The 16,931-nt window shown below is 71.1% G+C and carries 21 protein-coding genes; 15 read left to right on the forward strand and 6 right to left on the reverse strand.

The genetic code is table 11. The annotated features are described in order from the left end of the window. Positions 1 to 45 precede the first annotated feature (45 nt). A complete protein-coding gene (locus G398_RS0100225; RefSeq protein WP_052570984.1) occupies positions 46 to 1,302 on the reverse strand; it encodes an MFS transporter in 1,257 nt (418 codons plus the stop codon). Positions 1,303 to 1,397: 95 nt separating this feature from the next. Between G398_RS0100225 and G398_RS0100230 the strand changes: the two genes are divergently transcribed. The 11 genes from G398_RS0100230 (at position 1,398) to G398_RS0100280 (ending at position 7,984) form a co-directional block, all read left to right on the forward strand. Then, a complete protein-coding gene (locus tag G398_RS0100230; protein WP_026852084.1) occupies positions 1,398 to 1,688 on the forward strand; it encodes a DUF2164 domain-containing protein in 291 nt (96 codons plus the stop codon). An 8-nt stretch (positions 1,689 to 1,696) separates the two neighbouring features. Continuing rightward, positions 1,697 to 2,065, forward strand: a complete 369-nt coding sequence (locus G398_RS0100235) for a 5-carboxymethyl-2-hydroxymuconate Delta-isomerase (RefSeq protein ID WP_026852085.1) — start codon at positions 1,697 to 1,699, stop codon at positions 2,063 to 2,065. 7 nt (positions 2,066 to 2,072) lie between these two features. Next, on the forward strand, positions 2,073 to 2,276 hold the full coding sequence (locus G398_RS0100240; protein WP_026852086.1) for a hypothetical protein: 204 nt from the start codon (positions 2,073 to 2,075) through the stop codon (positions 2,274 to 2,276). A 17-nt stretch (positions 2,277 to 2,293) separates the two neighbouring features. Continuing rightward, positions 2,294 to 2,674 carry a Rid family detoxifying hydrolase gene (locus G398_RS0100245; RefSeq protein WP_026852087.1) on the forward strand — a complete coding sequence of 127 codons (381 nt, stop codon included), beginning with the start codon at positions 2,294 to 2,296 and terminating at the stop codon, positions 2,672 to 2,674. A 49-nt stretch (positions 2,675 to 2,723) separates the two neighbouring features. Then, positions 2,724 to 4,256 (forward strand): M14 family metallopeptidase, encoded by a 1,533-nt coding sequence (locus G398_RS0100250; RefSeq protein WP_211229016.1) that lies wholly within the window; start codon positions 2,724 to 2,726, stop codon positions 4,254 to 4,256. A gap of 121 nt (positions 4,257 to 4,377) precedes the next feature. Further along, on the forward strand, positions 4,378 to 4,803 hold the full coding sequence (locus G398_RS0100255) for a YciI family protein (protein WP_026852089.1): 426 nt from the start codon (positions 4,378 to 4,380) through the stop codon (positions 4,801 to 4,803). Positions 4,804 to 4,845: 42 nt separating this feature from the next. Continuing rightward, entirely contained in the window at positions 4,846 to 5,265 is a 420-nt protein-coding gene (locus G398_RS0100260; RefSeq protein WP_026852090.1) for a VOC family protein, read from the forward strand. A 108-nt stretch (positions 5,266 to 5,373) separates the two neighbouring features. Next, positions 5,374 to 6,591 (forward strand): DUF6596 domain-containing protein, encoded by a 1,218-nt coding sequence (locus G398_RS0100265; protein ID WP_052571057.1) that lies wholly within the window; start codon positions 5,374 to 5,376, stop codon positions 6,589 to 6,591. Positions 6,592 to 6,632: 41 nt separating this feature from the next. Then, positions 6,633 to 6,992, forward strand: coding sequence for a YciI family protein (locus tag G398_RS0100270; RefSeq protein WP_026852092.1), 360 nt, complete (start codon positions 6,633 to 6,635; stop codon positions 6,990 to 6,992). Positions 6,993 to 7,097: 105 nt separating this feature from the next. Beyond that, entirely contained in the window at positions 7,098 to 7,742 is a 645-nt protein-coding gene (locus G398_RS15090; RefSeq protein WP_052570986.1) for a sensor domain-containing protein, read from the forward strand. Then, complete coding sequence (locus tag G398_RS0100280) at positions 7,739 to 7,984, forward strand: DUF4342 domain-containing protein (RefSeq protein ID WP_026852093.1); 246 nt, start codon at positions 7,739 to 7,741, stop codon at positions 7,982 to 7,984. The genes G398_RS15090 and G398_RS0100280 overlap by 4 nt, the downstream gene beginning before the upstream one ends. 4 nt (positions 7,985 to 7,988) lie before the next feature. Here G398_RS0100280 and G398_RS0100285 read toward each other — a convergent pair whose 3' ends face one another. Further along, the gene (locus G398_RS0100285; RefSeq protein WP_026852094.1) at positions 7,989 to 8,966 is read right to left on the reverse strand and encodes a SpoIIE family protein phosphatase; all 978 of its coding nucleotides are present in this window, start codon (positions 8,964 to 8,966) and stop codon (positions 7,989 to 7,991) included. Then, entirely contained in the window at positions 8,963 to 9,475 is a 513-nt protein-coding gene (locus G398_RS0100290) for a DinB family protein (RefSeq protein ID WP_026852095.1), read from the reverse strand. The genes G398_RS0100285 and G398_RS0100290 overlap by 4 nt, the downstream gene beginning before the upstream one ends. An 84-nt stretch (positions 9,476 to 9,559) precedes the next feature. On the opposite strand from G398_RS0100290, the gene G398_RS15095 reads away from it, so the two are divergent. After that, positions 9,560 to 10,201 (forward strand): CGNR zinc finger domain-containing protein, encoded by a 642-nt coding sequence (locus tag G398_RS15095; RefSeq protein ID WP_052570988.1) that lies wholly within the window; start codon positions 9,560 to 9,562, stop codon positions 10,199 to 10,201. Here G398_RS15095 and G398_RS0100300 read toward each other — a convergent pair. Beyond that, the gene (locus G398_RS0100300; RefSeq protein WP_211229017.1) at positions 10,198 to 10,548 is read right to left on the reverse strand and encodes a hypothetical protein; all 351 of its coding nucleotides are present in this window, start codon (positions 10,546 to 10,548) and stop codon (positions 10,198 to 10,200) included. The genes G398_RS15095 and G398_RS0100300 overlap by 4 nt on opposite strands. Before the next feature lie 192 nt (positions 10,549 to 10,740). Between G398_RS0100300 and G398_RS0100305 the strand changes: the two genes are divergently transcribed. Together G398_RS0100305 and G398_RS0100310 are read left to right on the forward strand one after the other, a co-directional pair. Continuing rightward, positions 10,741 to 11,361: a hypothetical protein gene (locus G398_RS0100305; RefSeq protein WP_026852097.1), complete on the forward strand. Its 621-nt coding sequence runs from the start codon at positions 10,741 to 10,743 to the stop codon at positions 11,359 to 11,361. 97 nt (positions 11,362 to 11,458) lie between these two features. Next, complete coding sequence (locus G398_RS0100310) at positions 11,459 to 11,863, forward strand: VOC family protein (protein WP_026852098.1); 405 nt, start codon at positions 11,459 to 11,461, stop codon at positions 11,861 to 11,863. 13 nt (positions 11,864 to 11,876) lie between these two features. Here the strand turns inward: G398_RS0100310 and G398_RS0100315 are convergent, their stop codons facing one another. After that, positions 11,877 to 13,676: an AMP-dependent synthetase/ligase gene (locus tag G398_RS0100315; RefSeq protein WP_026852099.1), complete on the reverse strand. Its 1,800-nt coding sequence runs from the start codon at positions 13,674 to 13,676 to the stop codon at positions 11,877 to 11,879. A gap of 43 nt (positions 13,677 to 13,719) precedes the next feature. Further along, on the reverse strand, positions 13,720 to 14,541 hold the full coding sequence (locus tag G398_RS0100320) for a DUF4388 domain-containing protein (RefSeq protein WP_026852100.1): 822 nt from the start codon (positions 14,539 to 14,541) through the stop codon (positions 13,720 to 13,722). A 315-nt stretch (positions 14,542 to 14,856) separates the two neighbouring features. Between G398_RS0100320 and G398_RS0100325 the strand changes: the two genes are divergently transcribed. Next, positions 14,857 to 16,872, forward strand: a complete 2,016-nt coding sequence (locus G398_RS0100325) for an NADPH-dependent 2,4-dienoyl-CoA reductase (protein WP_026852101.1) — start codon at positions 14,857 to 14,859, stop codon at positions 16,870 to 16,872. Positions 16,873 to 16,931 lie beyond the last annotated feature (59 nt).

A 16,931-nucleotide genomic window follows, 5' to 3' on the forward strand; every position in this document is an offset into this window, starting at 1 on the left:
GCAGGCTCCAGTCTTCCGCCACCCGATGGACAGCTGCTGTCCAATTCACCTCTGGCCCGAGCCGCCGATGTCCGAGGCCTTGAAGCTGCGGTAGAGCAGCAGGTCGTAGAGGATCTTCAGGCCGCCGGCGAGGAGGAAGGGCAGGCCCGCCAGGGCGGGGACGGCCAGCAGCGGGCCCGCCAGGGAGGGCGAGATGGCGGCACCGGTGGTGCGGGCGATGCCCGTGACGCCCGCCGCCGCGGAGCGCTCGTCCGGCGCCACCACGGCCATGGTGTAGGCCTGGCGGGTGGGCACGTCCATCTGGGAGATGCTGAAGCGCAGCAGCAGCATGGCCACGGCCAGGGGCAGGGTCGGCATGAGCGGCACGAGGATCAGCAGCACGTTCGAGGGGATGTGGGTGAAGACCATGGTGCGGATGAGGCCGATCTTGTCGGCCAGCTTCACGGCGTAGAGGCTGGACAGGCCCGCCAGGAGGTTGGCCGCGAAGAAGATGGAGCCCAGGGCTCCCGGCGCCACGCCGAACTTCACGTGGAACCAGTAGGCCATGATGCTCTGGATGACGAAGCCCCCGGCGAAGGCGTCCAGCGAGAACAGGGCCGAGAGGCGCAGCACCACGCCCTTGGAGGCGTGCAGCCCGAAGCGGTTCGCGTGGGCGGCCGTGGGCGGGGCCTCCACCGCCGGCGACAGGCGGGTGAAGAGGCCCGCCAGGAGGAGCCCCACGGCGGCGTAGGCGAAGACCAGGGCCCGGTAGCTGGCCACGGGGGAGTGCCCGGCGCCCTGGAGGGCCTGGGCCGCCCAGCCGCCGCCCAGGGCGCCCAGGGCCGTGGCGAACGATCCCGCCAGCTGGTACCAGGCGAAGACGCCCGTGCGCCGCTCCTCGGGCAGCACCTGGGAGAGGGCCGCCTGCTCGATGGCCAGGAAGGGCCCCACCTCGTTGCCCGAAGGGCTGATGACCCCCAGGGTGGCGGCCAGCAGCAGCACCAGGAAGTTCCCGCTGAGGGCGAAGGGGATGGCCGCGAGGAGCATGAGCCCCGCCCCCGCCACCAGCATCTTTCTGCGGCCCCAGCGGTCCGCGTGGACGGTGATCCAGAGCGAGATGAGCGTGTCGCCCGCCAGGGTGAGCGTCAGCAGCAGCCCGATGCGCCCCTCGCTGAACCCCAGCCCCGCGAGGTACAGCACCAGCACCACGGACAGGAACCCGTAGGAGCACATGCGGGCCGCCCGTGTCAGGAAGAGCAGCCGGCCGTCGCCTCCGGAAGCCGGTCGGCCGGAGGTCGGGCGGACGGATCGGGCTTCGGGCATGGCGCCTCCGGGCCATCCACTGTACCGCCGCTCGATCCGGGGGGCGCCTTCCGCGCGGCGGGGGAACGTGGTTACATGGCCGGGCGAGGCCCGCCGTGCAGATCCAGCTCACCCCCGACATCGAGAAGGGCCTGCATGGCGCCATCCAGCGCTTCGTGGCCGAGGAGTACGGCACGAGCCTCGGCGAGCTGGGGGCGGGCACCTTCCTGCGCTTCTGCCTCGCGGAGATCGGCCCCGCCATCTACAACCAGGGCGTGGCCGACGCCCAGGCCAGCATGCAGGCGCGCGTGAGCGAGCTGGGGGACATCTGCTTCGCCGACGAGGGCGGCTACTGGGACAAGGGCGCGAAGCGCGGCGTGGCGAGGAAGCCCGCGGGACGGCGGTAGAATCCCCCATGCCCCACTGCATCCTCGAGACCTCGGACAACCTGCTGGACGCCCCGGACTGGGAGGCCCTGCTGGAGAAGCTCCACGGAACGCTGGTGGCCACGGGCCTCTTCAAGGAGGAGGACCTGAAGAGCCGCGTCATCCTGCACCGGACCTTCCGCGTGGCGGACGGCGCCCCCGACCGGGCCTTCGTCACCCTGGACCTGCAGATCATGGAGGGCCGCGAGGACGAGGTGAAGGCCCAGCTCAGCGAAGCCCTGATGGCCGTCCTGGCTGGAGCCTTCCCACGCACCACCACGGCCATGCGCCTGAACCTCACCGTGCAGGTGAGCGAGCTGCACCGCGCCAGCTACCGGCGGCAGACCAGCACCCCCTAGGAGGCCCATGGCCGAGCCCATCACCCCCCGCCAGAAGCTGCTGCTGCAGCTGGTGGCCAAGCATCCGGACGTGGCCCGGGACCACCTGCTGAAGGCCGGTGCCGCGGAAGCCGACCTGGCCTACCTCGAGCGCCACGACCTCATCCGCGAAGGCGCCATCGGCCACTACCGCGTGTCCCACATGGGGCAGCAAGTGCTGAAGCGGATGTAGCCCCCCACGGAGACCCCATGACCCGCCTTCCCGTCGCCGCCCCCGGTTCGCCGGCGCCCATCGGGCCCTATTCCCGCGCCGTGTGGGCGGGCGACCTGCTCTACCTCTCGGGCCAGACCCCCATCGACCCCGCCACCGGCCGCCTGGTGCCCGGCGACATCACGGTCCAGACCCACCGGGCCTTCGACAATCTCGAGGCCGTGCTGGGGGATGCCGGACTGGCGATGGACCAGGTCATCAAGGTCAACGTCTACCTCACGACCATGGCCCACTTCCAGGCCATGAACGCCGCCTACGAAGCCCGGTTCCACGCGCCCTACCCCGCCCGCACCACCGTCGCCGTGGCGGAACTGCCCCTGGGGGCCTCCGTGGAGATCGAGCTCGTGGCGAAACGCTGACACCTCGCGCCGTTCCAGCGCGAGAATGCCCTCCCACCCCGGAGCCGACATGACCCCGCTCACCCGCGCCGAAGCCACCCGCTACGAGGAGACCAGCCGCCACGCCGATGTGATGGCCTTCATCGCCGCCCTTCAGGCCAAAGGCGACCGGCGGCTGCACGTGACCAGCTTCGGCGCGAGCCCCCAGGGCCGGGAGCTGCCCCTGCTGGTGCTCTCCGCCCGCGGCGCGAAGACGCCCGAGGAGGCCCGGGCCCTGGACCTGCCGGTGGTGCTGGTCATCAGCGGCATCCACGCCGGCGAGGTGGAGGGCAAGGAGGGCTGCCTCATGCTCGTGCGCGACCTGCTGGACGGCAGGCCGGGCCTGGACGCGGGCCAGATCCTGGAGAGCCTCACGCTGGTGGTGGCGCCCCTCTTCAACCCGGACGGCAACGACGCCATCGACCCCGGCAACCGGAAGCTCCACCTGCCCAAGCTCACGGGCCAGCTGGGCCCGGACAGCGGCGTGGGCACCCGCGTGAACGCCGCCAAGATCAACCTGAACCGCGACTACCTGAAATACGAAGGCGCCGAGATGCGCCTGCTGCAGACCCGCGTGTGCCAGCCCTGGGCGGCGGACCTCACCATCGACAACCACGCCACCAACGGCTCGGTGCACCGCTTCTCCATGACCTACGACATCCCCCACACCGTGGAGAGCGGCCGGGGCGAGCCCATCGAGTACATGCGGAACCGCCTGCTGCCGCCGGTCACCGCGGCCCTGAAGCGCAACCACGGCCTGGACGCGGGCTGGTACGGCAACTTCGTGGAGGACGAGCGGGCCCTGGACGCGGACCGCGACGCCGAGCCCGGCGCGCCCGTGCGCGAAGGGTGGATGACCTATCCGCACCACCCCCGCTTCGGCAGCAACTACCGGGGCCTCACCAGCCGCATGGACCTGCTGCTGGAGTGCTACTCCTACATCACCTTCGAGGAGCGCGTCCGCACGGCCTACGCCTTCATGCTGGAGACGCTCAAGTACGTGGCCGCCCACAAGGACGAGGTGGTGCAGACCGTGGCGGAGAGCCGCACGCCCCGGAGCCGCATCGCCGTGCGCTACGACCTGAAGGCCTTCGAGCGGCCCGTGGAGATCCTCACCCGCACGCCCCGCACCCTGGAGGGCGCGCCCTCCTCTGTGACCCTCCCGCACCTGGGCCGCTTCGTGGGCAGCCTGGTGGTGGACCGCCCCGCGGCCTACCTGGTGCCGCCTTCCGTGGCGGCCCACCTGCGCCTGCACGGGCTGGGCACGCAGGAGGCCCTGGGCACCTTCGAGGCGGAGGTGCCCGTGGTGGAGGCCCTGGAAACCGAGGGCGGACGGGCCATCCTGGAGGCCGCCGCCGTGGGCGAGCTGAGCGTGTCCTGGCGGCGCGGGCCCCGGAAGGCCCCCGCCGGCTGGTCCCTGGTGCCCACGGACCAGCCCCTGGGCGCCATCGCCGCCTACCTCTGCGAGGCGGAGAGCGACGACGGCGCCGTGGAGAACGGCCTCCTGCCCGCCCCCGCCCTGGGCGAGGAACTGGCTCTCTGGCGCGTGCCGGACCTGGGCTGAGGCACCAGCGGAGATTTTTCAAAAAAAGGTCCGGGGCATGTCGATTCCCGCCCGCCCCGTTCGACGCATGGGTAGAGCGAGGGCTCCGAAGGCCGGATGCCCGCTCGAAGGAGGCACCCCCATGCGCGTCATGATCCTCATCAAGGCCACCCGGGACACCGAAGCCGGCGTCCTTCCCGACGAGAAGCTGCTGGCCGACATGGGCCGCTACAACGACGAGCTGGTCAAGGCCGGCATCATGCTCGCGGGGGAGGGCCTGCATCCCAGCTCCAGGGCCGTGCGCGTCCGCTTCTCCGGGGCGCAGCGCACCGTCATCGACGGGCCCTTCGCCGAGACGAAGGAGCTGGTCGCCGGGTTCTGGCTCTGGCAGGTGCGCTCCATGGACGAGGCCATCGAGTGGATCAAGCGCTGCCCCAACCCCACGGGCGCGGAATCCGAGATCGAGATCCGGCGGGTCTTCGAGGCCGAGGACTTCGGCGAGGCGTTCACGCCCGAGCTGCGGGAGCAGGAGGACCGCCTGCGCGCCGAGATCGCCCGCCACGCCTAGACCTTCCTTCCACCCGGCAGGACCACCCAAGGAGCGACCCCCATGTCCAAGATGATCTTCGTGAACCTCCCCGTCACCGACCTCAAGACGTCGATGGCGTTCTACGCGGCCCTGGGCTTCACCAACAACCCCGCGTTCACGGACGAGACGGCGGCCTGCATGGTCTGGAGCGAGGCCATCTACGTGATGCTCCTGACCCATGCCAAGTGGCGCACGTTCACGACGCGGGAGATCCCCCCGCCCACCTCCAGCGAGGTGTCGCTCGCCCTCTCGTGCGAGAACCGCGAGGCGGTCGACGCGATGAACGCCGCCGCCGCCGCGAATGGGGGCGTGGCCGACATCAACCCCGTCCAGGACCTCGGCTTCATGTACGGCCGCGACCTGACCGATCCCGACGGACACGTCTGGGGGCCGTTCTGGATGGATCCAGCGGCCATGCCCCCCGGCCATCAACCAAGTTGAGCCTTCGCCCGCGCGCGGGCCTCGGAGGTTGCGGCCCGCGGGCGGACCTGCTCTGATTTCCATGTGACGACATCCGACACCCATCGGGCCATCGACACCGTCTGGCGCATGGAATCCGCCCGGCTCATCGCCGGCCTCACCCGGCTCGTGCGCGACATCGGCCTCGCCGAGGAGCTGGCCCAGGACGCCCTGGTCGCCGCGCTCGAGCAATGGCCCGGCTCCGGGGTTCCCGATCGTCCCGGCGCCTGGCTCATGGCCGCCGCCAAGCGCCGCGCCATCGACCGCCTGCGCCGCCTCAAGCTGATGGAGCGCAAGCACGAGGAGCTGGGCCGCGAGCTGCAGGCTCTGCAGGAGGCTGCCGTGGACTTCGAGGCCGGGCTCGACGATCCCATCGGCGACGACCTGCTGCGGCTCATCTTCATCTCCTGCCATCCCCTGCTCTCTCCCGAGGCCCGCGCGGCCCTCACCCTGCGCCTGCTCGGCGGGCTGACGACCGGGGAGATCGCGCGGGCCTTCCTCTGTGCGGAGCCCACCATCGCCCAGCGCATCGTGCGGGCCAAGCGCGCCCTGGCCGAGGCGCGGGTGCCCTTCGAGGTGCCCCGCGGCGCAGACCTTTCCGTCCGCCTCGGCTCCGTGCTGGAGGTGATCTACCTCATCTTCAACGAGGGCTATTCGGCCACCGCCGGCGAGGACCTGATCCGGCCCGCCCTCTGCGACGAGGCCCTGCGCCTGGGCCGCATCCTCGCCGAACTCGCCCCCAGGGAAGCCGAGGTCCACGGCCTCGTCGCGCTCATGGAACTCCAGGCCTCGCGCCTGCCCGCCCGGGTGGGGCCGTCCGGGGATCCCATCCTGCTGCCCGACCAGAACCGCGGGAAGTGGGACCAGCTCCTCATCCGCCGGGGCCTCGCCGCCCTCGACCGGGCCAGCCAGTTGGGCGGCGCGCCCGGGCCCTATGTCCTGCAGGCGGCCATCGCCAGCTGCCATGCCCTCGCCCGCACCGCCGCAGACACGGACTGGGCGCGCATCGCGGCCCTCTACGACGCCCTCGCCCTCGCCAGTCCCTCCCTGGTGGTGGAGCTCAACCGCGCCGTGGCCCTCGGCATGGCCTACGGCCCCGCGGCGGGGCTCGAGGCCGTGGAGGCGCTGGTGGCGGAGCCCTCCCTCAAGGACTACCACCTCCTCCCGAGCGTGCACGGCGACCTTCTGGCCAAGGTCGGCCGCCGCGAGGAAGCGCGGGCCGCCTTCGAGAAGGCCGCGGCGCTCACGGGGAACGCCCGGGAGCGCGACTTCCTGCTCCAGCGGGCCGCCGCCTGCCACGGCGCCTGAAGGGGTCAGACCCCCGGAATGAATCTCTCCAGGAGTGCACCATGCCCTACGTGCTGTTGATCATGGAACCCCGCGGGCAGCGCGCCGAGCGCGGGGAGGCGGCGGGACGCGCCGTCTACGAGCGGATGGTGCGCTTCGCGGAGGATCTCCAGGCGCGGGGCCTGCTCGTGTCCACCAGCTCGCTCCGGCCGGACCACGAAGGCGTCCGCGTGGAGGTGCGGGAGGGCAGGGCCTCACTGCTTGACGGCCCCTTCGCGGAATCCAAGGAGATGGTTCGCGGCTTCTTCCACCTCACCTGCGCCACGCGGGAGGAGGCGGTGGCCATCGCCCGGGCCTGCCCGGCGGCCGAGTGGGCCACCATCGAGGTGCGCGAGACCGGCCCCTGCTTCGAAGGCGCCTGAGGGCCCGGCCGCGGGGCATTCGCCGGCCCGGGCCCGCCGTTCGCCGGTTCCCTCCCCGGCAATGCGGAAGCGACCCTAGATTTGAGGGTGCGCCTTGGAGATCCCATGCCCCCGCAGCCCCCTCCCCATCCCGGCTTCTTCGAGGTCCTGGCCACGCGCCAGGCCTACACGACGCTGCTCTACCTGCTGCTCTCCCTGGTCACGGGCATCCTGGCCTTCACCTATGCCGTGACCGGACTGTCCCTGAGCCTGGGCCTGGCCATCCTCATCATCGGCCTGCCGATCGCCCTGGCCTTCCTGCTCGGCACGCGGGCCCTCTCCGCGGCGGAGCTGGGCCTGCTGCGGCTGCTGCTGGGCGCCGAGGAGATCCGCATCCCGGCCATCCTCCCCGCCGGAAGCTGGGGCGCCCGCCTGAAGGGCCTGATCGCGGATCCGCGCACCTGGAGCAGCCTGCTCTACTTCGTGCTCCTCCTCCCCCTGGGCGTCCTCTACTTCACGCTGATGGTCACCCTCCTCACCCTCTCCGTGAGCCTGCTGGCCGTGCCCGTGCTGCGCCTGCTCCACCTGGGGGCCAGCTTCACCGGGGATGTGGCCGGGATCGCCTGGATCACCTCGAACCCGGGCCTCGCGGTGGTCCTCTGCGGCCTGGCGGGTCTCGCCCTGGCCCCCCTCACCCTCCACCTGGCCCTGCTGCTGGGCCGCTTCCAGGTCTGGCTGGCCGGCCACCTGCTGCTGAAGGAGACCGCATGAGCCCGCGCACCGAGGAGCTCAAGATCGAAGGCGGCAAGGTCCTCGACACGATCAAGGACCTGATCCACCAGGGCAACATCCGGCGGATCACGCTGAAGAACGAGGAGGGGAAGACCCTCATCGAGATCCCGCTGACCCTGGGCCTGGTGGGCGCGGCCCTGCTGCCGGTCTTCGCCGCGGTCGGAGCGCTGGCCGCCGTGGCCACGCGCCTGGTGATCGCCGTGGAGCGGGTGGAGGACTGAGCGCTCAGGCCGCCAGGCGCCGCAGGGCCACGAGGGTGAGGTCGTCCCCGCGGGGGGTCTCGCCCAGGAACCGCTCCAGGTCCGCCCGGCAGGCGGCCAGCAGGTCGGGGAGGGGCAGGGCGGCGCCCCGGCGCAGGGAGGCGGCGGCCCGGCCGATGCCGAACTCCCGGTTCTCGCGGGCGCTCTCCGTCCAGCCGTCTGTATAGAGGAGCAGGGTCTGGCCCCGGCGGAGCCGCAGCTCCCGCTCGGTGTAGACGGAATCGCAGAAGAGGCCCAGGGGCAGGCCGCCGCCCTCGATGGGCCTCACGCCGCGGCCGTCGGCCAGGAGGGGGCGCGGGTGCCCGGCGTTGGCGATGGAAAGGCTGCCGTCCGGAGCCAGGCGCAGGGCCGCCAGGGTGGCGTAGGTGACCGATGAGGTGGCCTCCGCGAAGAGCTCGTTGGCCCGCCTGAAGAGGTCCGGGAGGGACTGCCCGGCCGGCGCCAGGGCCCGGAAGAGGGCGTGGAGGTGGGACTGGAGCAGGGCCGCGGCCACGCCCTTCCCCGACACGTCGCCCAGCACCAGGTGGAAGGGCTCGCCGGGCGCGGAGGGGATGAGGTCCACGTGGTCGCCCGAGACCACGCCCCGGGGTTCCCAGTGGTAGGCCACTTCCCAGCCCGCCTGGACCAGGTGGGCGGGCGGCAGCAGGGCGCGCTGGACCTTCCCGGCGGCCCGGAGGTCCCGTTCCAGGTCCCGGCGCTCGGCCTCGGACAGGCACTCCAGGCAGACGCGCAGCAGGGGGTCCTCCGCGAGGTTGGCCGGGCTGATGGAATCGCCGCAGACGGCGCAGCGGCCCCAGGTGCCCACCTCGATGGCCCCGATGGCCGCGTCCACGCGGCGCATGAGGTCCGCCCACCGGTGCTCCTTCCGCCCGGAGGTCAGGCGGGCCAAGTGGTTCCGCCGGGTCACGAGCCGCTCGAGGGTCCGGGCCTCCAGGGGCGTCATGGCCGGCTCCCCTGGGCCGCCTCGCCCAGCTGGCGCACCAGGGCCATCTGGCCCGCGTGGTAGGCGGTGTGCTGCAGGACGCCCATCAGAAGCCCCCGCACGGTGGTATCGGAACCGGATCGCGCCAGGTCCAGCTGGCTCTCCTCCAGCCGCAGCACCGCGGCCCGCAAGCGGCCGTGGGACTCCTCCAGGGCCGCGCACAGGGCCTGCCAGGCCTCTTCCGAAGGCAGCTCTGGGGGGCCCCACTGGGCGCCCGCAGCCGGAGCCGGGGAGGGCTCACCGAGGATCTGGCGCCGCGCGTCCTCCATCACATGGGCCAGGTGCCCCACGCCCTCGGCGATGGTGTGGGCCGGGCCCTGGGCGCGCGCTCCCGGGCGCCACTGGGCCAGGGCCGCGTCCATGCCCGAGAGGAGCTCCATCACCGCGGGCCCGTGCCAGGCGCCTCCCCTGAAAGCCCGCTCCAGCTGATCCGCCAGCCGGGCGGGGGCGGAGTTCCGGGTCTGAGCCATATCTAACCTCCATGATACTTGATTCAGGTTAGTATGGAGTACATCTTTAACCTGTCAACCGATCATGGCGGGTTAGAATTCCCCATGGACCCCCTTTCCCCCTCCCCAGGCCCCTTCGAACTCTCGGGAGGGGATCTCTGCCTCGATTTCGTGAACACCTGGGGGGACCGAGGCCGGCCGGACACGGACGGCCTGGATTCCTACGGAGCCCTTCTGGCCTTCGCACGCCAGGCGGGCCTGCTCGATCCGGGCACCCTGGAAGCCCTGGCCGCCCAGACGGGAACCCCGGCCGCCGAGGCCGTCCTGCGGACGGCGCGGGGGCTGCGGGAGGCCCTGTACGGCCTCTTCTCGGCCCGGATCCAGGGACGGGAGGTCCCTCCGCGGGACCTGGCCCGCCTGAATCAGGTGCTCCGGGAGGCCCTCTCCCACCTGGGCCTGGAGGGCCCTGGGGCATCTGCCTGGCAGTGGCTCGAGGGGGAGCGCCACCCGGGCTCCCCCCTCTGGCCCATCGCCCGGGCCGCGGCGGAACTGCTGACCCGCGAGCCTCCGGTCCCCATCCGGGAATGCGAAGGCTCCCAGTGCACCTGGCTCTTCCTGGACCTCAGCCGGGGCCGTTCCCGCCGGTGGTGCTCCATGACCAGCTGCGGCAACCGCGAGAAGGCCCGGCGCCACTACCACCGGGTCCGGAAGGCGGCCCGGGGCGGGACCGCCCGCGGGGCCTCCTAGCCTTCCTGCCCGGAGACGGCGAGCACCTTCTCGGCAATGGCGAGGGGCTGGCCGGACAGCTCGATACCGAGGGACAGGTGGCCTTCCGGAACGGGCACGACCAGCTCGTAGAAGTGGCCGTACCGGATGACGACCCAGCCAGCCCCGCCGCAGTCGATGTTGCCGCGCTGCGTGACGAGCTTCAGCAGGGTCGGATTCACGATCAGCTCCTCGTACTTGTCGGATTCGGAGCTGCTCGCGCCTTCGATCCCCGGGCGCTGGGCCGAGCGGTGGACGCCCTCCAGGTAGGTGGCGACGTAGCGGATCTCCGGCGCGAGGGCGAAGAGGCGTTCGATGAGCGTCGGCATGGCGGTCCTCCTTGACATGGGGTTTCAGCAGAGAGGCTCAATTCTAACCTGCCAATGCTATTTGACAGGTTAGAAATTGAACCCGAGCGATGCGGGAGCCCGTCGAAAATTGATGACACCTAGATCATCTTGATTTTCCGGGATGGAAGTGAAAGGATGGGCCGCCTTTCCCTTTTCCATCAGGAGACAACCATGAAAAAAGCCATCGCGCTTGCCTGGGCCCTCGGCGCCCCCCTGGCCGCCCAGTCCTTCGAAGTGGGCCTCTTCCTCGGCCAGCAGCAGTACCCCTCGATCCACACGGACGTGGCGCCGGGCACCAGCCTGCGGATGGAGACCGACAACAAGACGGTCTTCGCCGCGCGCTTCGGCTATACGGTGGTGGACCTGGGCCCGGCGCTCCTCCAGCTCACCGCCGGCTACCAGCCGGAGGCCAAGGCCACGGTCAAGGCCTCCCTGCCCGGCATCCCCGCGGTGGAGGTGGGCGACTTCAAGGAGAACCACTGGTCCGCGGGCGCCATGTTCAACTTCAAGGCCTTCGTGGCCATCGGCGCGGGGGTGGAGTTCCGGTCGGAGCGGCTTTCCGCCACCTTCTCCGGCTTCGGCGACAGCACCACCTACAACCGGGTGTGGGCCCGGGTGAACGCCGGGTTCGCCATCCCCTCACCGGTGGTGAAGCCGTTCGTGGGCCTGGAGGTGGCCTTCCCCCTGACCACCAAGGGCAGCGGGGTGGACATCAATGCCAGCACGGCCGATGCGCTCAAGGCCATGGCCCCCAAGAGCCAGTTCGGCCTCTACGCCGGCGTCCGGTTCTGACGCCATCAGCGCAGCCCCCGCCCGGTGCCAGCGCCCGCGCGGGGGCCCTCCCCCGGGAGTGCCCGGCTATGCTGGTGGGCCGGGAGGTCCACCAGCCATGCGCATCCTCGCCCTCGACCACCTGGTCCTCCGCGTCGCCGACCTGGAGGCCATGACCGACTTCTACACGCGGGCGGTTGGCCTCGGCCTGGACCGGCGGGTGCCGGACCTGGGGCTCGTCCACCTCCGGGCGGGGCGCTCGATGCTCGACCTGGTCTCCGTGGCCGGGAAGCTGGGCGCCTCCGGAGGCGCGGCGCCGGGGCCAGAGGGCCGCAACCAGGACCACTTCTGCCTGCGCATCGACCCCTTCGACGAGGCCGACCTGCGGGCGCGTTTCCGCGCCCACGGCGTCGAGCTGAGCGAGGTCCACGACAACTACGGGGCCGAGGGCACCGGCCCGTCCGTCTACCTCCGGGACCCGGAGGGCAACGTGATCGAGCTGAAGGGGCCCTCGGCGGACTGAGGGTTGGCGGGGTTCAGGCCCCCTTGTAGAGCGATTCGATGAGGGTGGCGTACATCTCGTTCACCACCCGGCGCTTCACCTTGAGGCTGGGGGTGAGCTGGCCCGTCTCCAGGCTCAGCTCGTGGTCGAGGATGGCCACTTTCTTGACGCGCTCGAAGTTGGAGAGCTGCTGGTTGACCAGTTCCACCCGCTCCATCATCAGCTCATGCACCTCGGGCCGGGCCACCAGGTCGCGGTTGTTGGAGAAGGTGAGCTTCTTCTGGTGGGCCCAGCGGTGCAGGCTGTCGAAGTTGGGGATGAGCAGGGCGGAGATGAAGTTGCGCTTATCGCCCAGGAGCACGGCCTGGGTGATGAACTTATCGGTCTTGAGCAGCTCCTCGATGGGCTGGGGGGCCACGTTCTTGCCGCCACTGGTGACGATGATCTCCTTCTTGCGGTCGGTGATCTTCAGCAGGCCCCGGTCGCTCAGCTCGCCGATGTCGCCGGTGCGGAAGTAGCCGTCGGCGTCGAAGGACTCCGCCGTGCCCTCGGGGTTCTTCCAGTAGCCCTTCATCACGTTGGGGCCCTGGACGAGGATCTCGCCATCCGGCGCGATCTTCACGTAGGGCCTGCCGTCCCAGGTGTCGTAGATGGGGCGCCCCACCTTGCCGGGCGTCACCTCGCCGAAGCGGTTGAAGGAGACCACCGGGCTGGTCTCCGTGAGGCCGTAGCCCTCGGTGATGGGCAGGCCCACGGCCCAGAAGAAGGCCATGACCTTGGGCGCCAGGGGCGCGCCGCCGCTGATGGCGAAGCGGATGTTCCCGCCGGTGCGGGCCAGGATCTTGTGGAAGACCAGGTGCCGGCTCCACCAGAGCTGGAACTTGATCCAGAGGGGGATGTCCTGCTTCACGTAGAGGTAGGGCACGGACATCTCCCCGGCCCACATGGCCCAGTGGAAGATGAACCGCTTCACGATGCTGCTGGAGGCCACGCCCTCGCGGACCCGGGCGTAGATCTTCTCGTAGATGCGGGGCACGCTGATGATGATGGTGGGCTTGGTGGCCTGCAGGTCGTCGGCCACGGTGGCGATGCTCTCCGCGTAGTAGATGCTGGCGCCGATGCGGAAGGTGGAGTAGTGCCCCGCCATGCGCTCCAGGATGTGGGAGAGGGGCAGGAAGGAGAGGCAGCGGTCGCCCTTCTTGAGCTGCAGCAGCTGGAGGGTGCGCTCCACGTTGGACACCAGGTTGCCGTGGGTGAGCATGGCGCCCTTGGGATCGCCGGTGGTGCCCGAGGTGTAGATGATGGTCAGCAGGTCCTCGGGCGTGCGCTGCTTGGCCCAGGTCCGCACCTCCGGACGCCGCGCCTCCAGGGCCTCGCCCTCGGCCATGAGGGTGGAGAAGGGGATCACCGTGGCGTCGGCGGGGATGCCGTCCATCTGCACCACTGCGGTGAGGGCCGAGTCGGGTCCCTTGGCGGTCAGGGCCTTCCGGGCCTGCTCCGCCGTGGAGCAGAAGACGATGCGGGCTTCGGAGTGGCGAAGGATGAAGGCGCTCTGGACCGCGTTCAGCGTGGGATAGACGGGGACGGAGGGCAGGCCGGAGATGGCGCAGGCGTAGTCCACCACGGCCCACTCGGGCCGGTTCTCGCAGATCAGGGCCACGGGCTCGCCGGCCTTCAGGCCGCGGGCCTGGAGGGCCAGGGCCAGGCGCTCCACCCGGGCCTGGAGCTCCTGGTGGGAGATGGGCACGTAGGCGCCCCCCTTCCGGTAGGCCAGGGCATCCCGGGACTGGAAGGCACAGGCCTGGTAGAACAGGTCGGCGATGGTCTGGACCATGGGTGACTCCTGGAAGGGGCTGGTTCCGGGGAATGGGATCAGGTCAGGGGGCGGGCCGCACCACCACGGGTTCGGAGGGACCGATGCCCCAGCTCTGGAGGAGGGCATCGGGGGCTGCCAGCGCGCTGTCCGCAAGGTTCGGGACGAAGCGCACCGCCTCGTGGGCGACGCCGCCGCGCCATTGGATCCGCACCCGGGTGATGAAGCCGTGGCTGTAGGGCTGGAGGCCGCGCCAGCGGGATTCGTGGATGGCGCCCAGTTCCACGTGGTCGCCCTTCTTGAAGAGGCCGGTCTTCAGGGTCTCCACCGACAGGGGCACCGCGGGCTCGAAAACCTGCAGCCGCTCGGCCTGGAGCAGCGCGAAGGCCGCCTCCAGCACGGCGGTCTCGTTCAGCTGCGTGGAGGCCATCACCTGGTGGAAGTCCTGGTAGCCGTCGAAGTGGGCGATGGCCTTGAGGGCTTCGGGCGTGAGCTTCAGGTCCGCCGTGAGCGCGGGCTCGGGCAGGAAGGTCCAGGGCACCGCGTCCAGGGAGGGGAAGTAGGCCCCCAGGCGGCGCCGGGTGTCCAGGGTGCGGGCGGACTCCATGAGCAGGTCGGGCACGCTCCGCCGGATGCTGCCCACGGGCTTGACCGGCACCGCCTGGAACTCGAACTCGCCGCGCTCCCAGGCCAGCAGCTCGAAGGCGGCGGATTCCCCGGTGGACCGGGCGGTCTCCGCATGCACCACCGCGCCGCCGCTCACGTACATCACGCCCTGGAACCGGCCGTTCTGCATGAGCAGCTGGCCGGTCTTCTTGTTCAGGTGCAGCAGCTGCACCACGTCCGTGATGCTGATGCTCTCGAGGAGGCCCCGCAGGTTGCTCATGGGCGCTCCTGGGCCCGGGCCGCGCGACCGCCGGGCGCTCCCGGGGAGGGGGCGGGGCCAGACAGGGGATGGGGCGAGTAGGGCATGGCCGGGGACTTACCAATCGGGGGATGGATGGATTGGGTGGTCCATCATTGGAAGGTCCGCCGGGGGGGCGGTCAAGATGCGGAAAACAAATCCTCCGGAGGGCCAGCGCCCATTGGCGGACGCAGGGGAAATCCCGGCGTGACACGGAATCCGCGAGGCGCGGCGCCGCGCCGGATGCGCCGCGGGACCCGCGGCCGCCGTACACTGCCACCACCCCCCGGAGCGTCCATGCCGTACCCCCACCTGCTGGCCCCCCTCGACCTGGGCTTCACCACGCTGCGCAACCGCGTGCTGATGGGCTCCATGCACACCAACCTGGAGGAGGCGAAGGGCGGTTTCGCCAAGCTGGCGGCCTTCTACGCCGAGCGGGCCCGGGGCGGCGTGGGCCTCATCGTCACCGGCGGCATCGCGCCCAACCTGCGGGGCCGGCTCTCGCCCTTCGGCTCCCAGCTCTCCTGGCCCTGGCAGGTGGGGAAGCACCGGGTGGTGACGGAGGCCGTGCACGCGGCGGGCGGCAAGATCGCCCTGCAGATCCTCCACGGCGGGCGCTACAGCTACCACCCCCTCAGCGCCGCCCCTTCGGCCGTGAAGAGCCCCATCACGCCCTTCAAGCCCCGCGCCCTCTCCCCGCGCGGCATCCGGGCCACCATCCGCGACTACGCCCGCTGCGCCGCCCTGGCGAAGAAGGCCGGCTACGATGGCGTGGAGATCATGGGCAGCGAGGGCTACCTCATCAACGAGTTCATCGCCGCCCGCACCAACCGCCGCACGGACGCCTGGGGCGGCAGCTACGAGAACCGCATGCGCTTCCCGGTGGAGGTGGTGAAGGCCGTGCGCGAGGCCGTGGGCCCCGGCTTCATCGTGATCTTCCGCCTCTCCATGCTGGACCTGGTGCCGGACGGCAGCACCTGGGAGGAGGTCGTCCAGCTCGCCAAGGCCGTGGAGGCCGCCGGCGCCACGATCCTCAACACGGGCATCGGCTGGCATGAGGCCCGGGTGCCCACCATCGGTCCCATGGTGCCCCGCGGGGCCTACGCCTGGGTGACGAAGAAGCTCAAGGGCGAGGTGGGCATCCCCCTCGTCACCACCAACCGCATCAACACGCCGGAGGTGGCGGAGGAGGTCCTGGCGGAGGGCTGCGCGGACATGGTGAGCATGGCCCGCCCCTTCCTGGCGGACGCGGAGTTCGTGAAGAAGGCCGCCGAGGACCGCGCCCTGGACATCGCCCCCTGCATCGCCTGCAACCAGGCCTGCCTGGACCACGTCTTCGAGCAGAAGCGGGCCACCTGCCTGGTGAACCCCCGGGCCTGCTACGAGACCGAGCTGGTGTTCGAATCCGCCTACGCGCCCCGGCGCATCGCCGTGGTGGGCGGCGGCGCGGCGGGCATGAGCTTCGCCAGCCACGCCGCCGAGCGCGGCCACGTGGTCACCCTCTTCGAGGCCCAGAAGGAGCTGGGCGGCCAGATCAACTACGCCAAGCAGGTGCCGGGCAAGGAGGAGTTCCACGAGCTGCTGCGCTACTTCGGGCGCCGCCTGGCCGCCGCGGGCGTCACCCTGCGCCTGGGCGAGCGGGCCACCGTGGACCTGCTGGCGGACTTCGAGGAGGTCGTCCTGGCCTCCGGCGTCCTGCCCCGCACCCCCGACTTCCCCGGCGTGGACCATCCCAAGGTCATCAGCTACCCGGACCTGCTCTCGGGCCGGAAGGTGGCAGGGGCGACCGTGGCCATCATCGGCGCCGGAGGCATCGGCTTCGACGTGGCGGAGTTCTTGGTGCAGCCGACCCACGGGCCGCAGGTGGACCGCTACCTCGCCGAGTGGGGCGTGGATGGCGCCCATGCCCATCGCGGCGGCCTGCTCGCCGCGCCCGAGCCTCCGGCCCCCGCCCGCACCGTGTATCTGCTTCAGCGCAAGACCGACCGCATGGGGGCCACGCTCGGCAAGACCACGGGCTGGGCCCACCGGGCCGGCCTCAAGGCCATGAAGGTGAAGATGATGGGCGGCATCCACTACGAGCGCGTGGACGACGCGGGCCTGTGGATCCGCGACGGCAAGGACGCCGGCTCCAAGTGCCTCGCCGTGGACAGCGTCATCCTCTGCGCCGGCCAGGTCTCCGAGCGCAGCCTCGCCGCGCCGCTCGCGGAGCGGGGCCTGCCGGTCCACCTCATCGGCGGCGCCGACCTGGCCGCCGAGCTGGACGCCCAGCGCGCCATCCGCCAGGGCGCCGAGCTGGCCGCGAAGATCTGAATTTTTGCCACGGATGAACACCGATGAACGCGGATACTGATTCATCTGTGTTCATCCGG

This window comes from Geothrix fermentans DSM 14018, assembly GCF_000428885.1.
In the GTDB taxonomy this organism is placed as follows: domain Bacteria; phylum Acidobacteriota; class Holophagae; order Holophagales; family Holophagaceae; genus Geothrix; species Geothrix fermentans.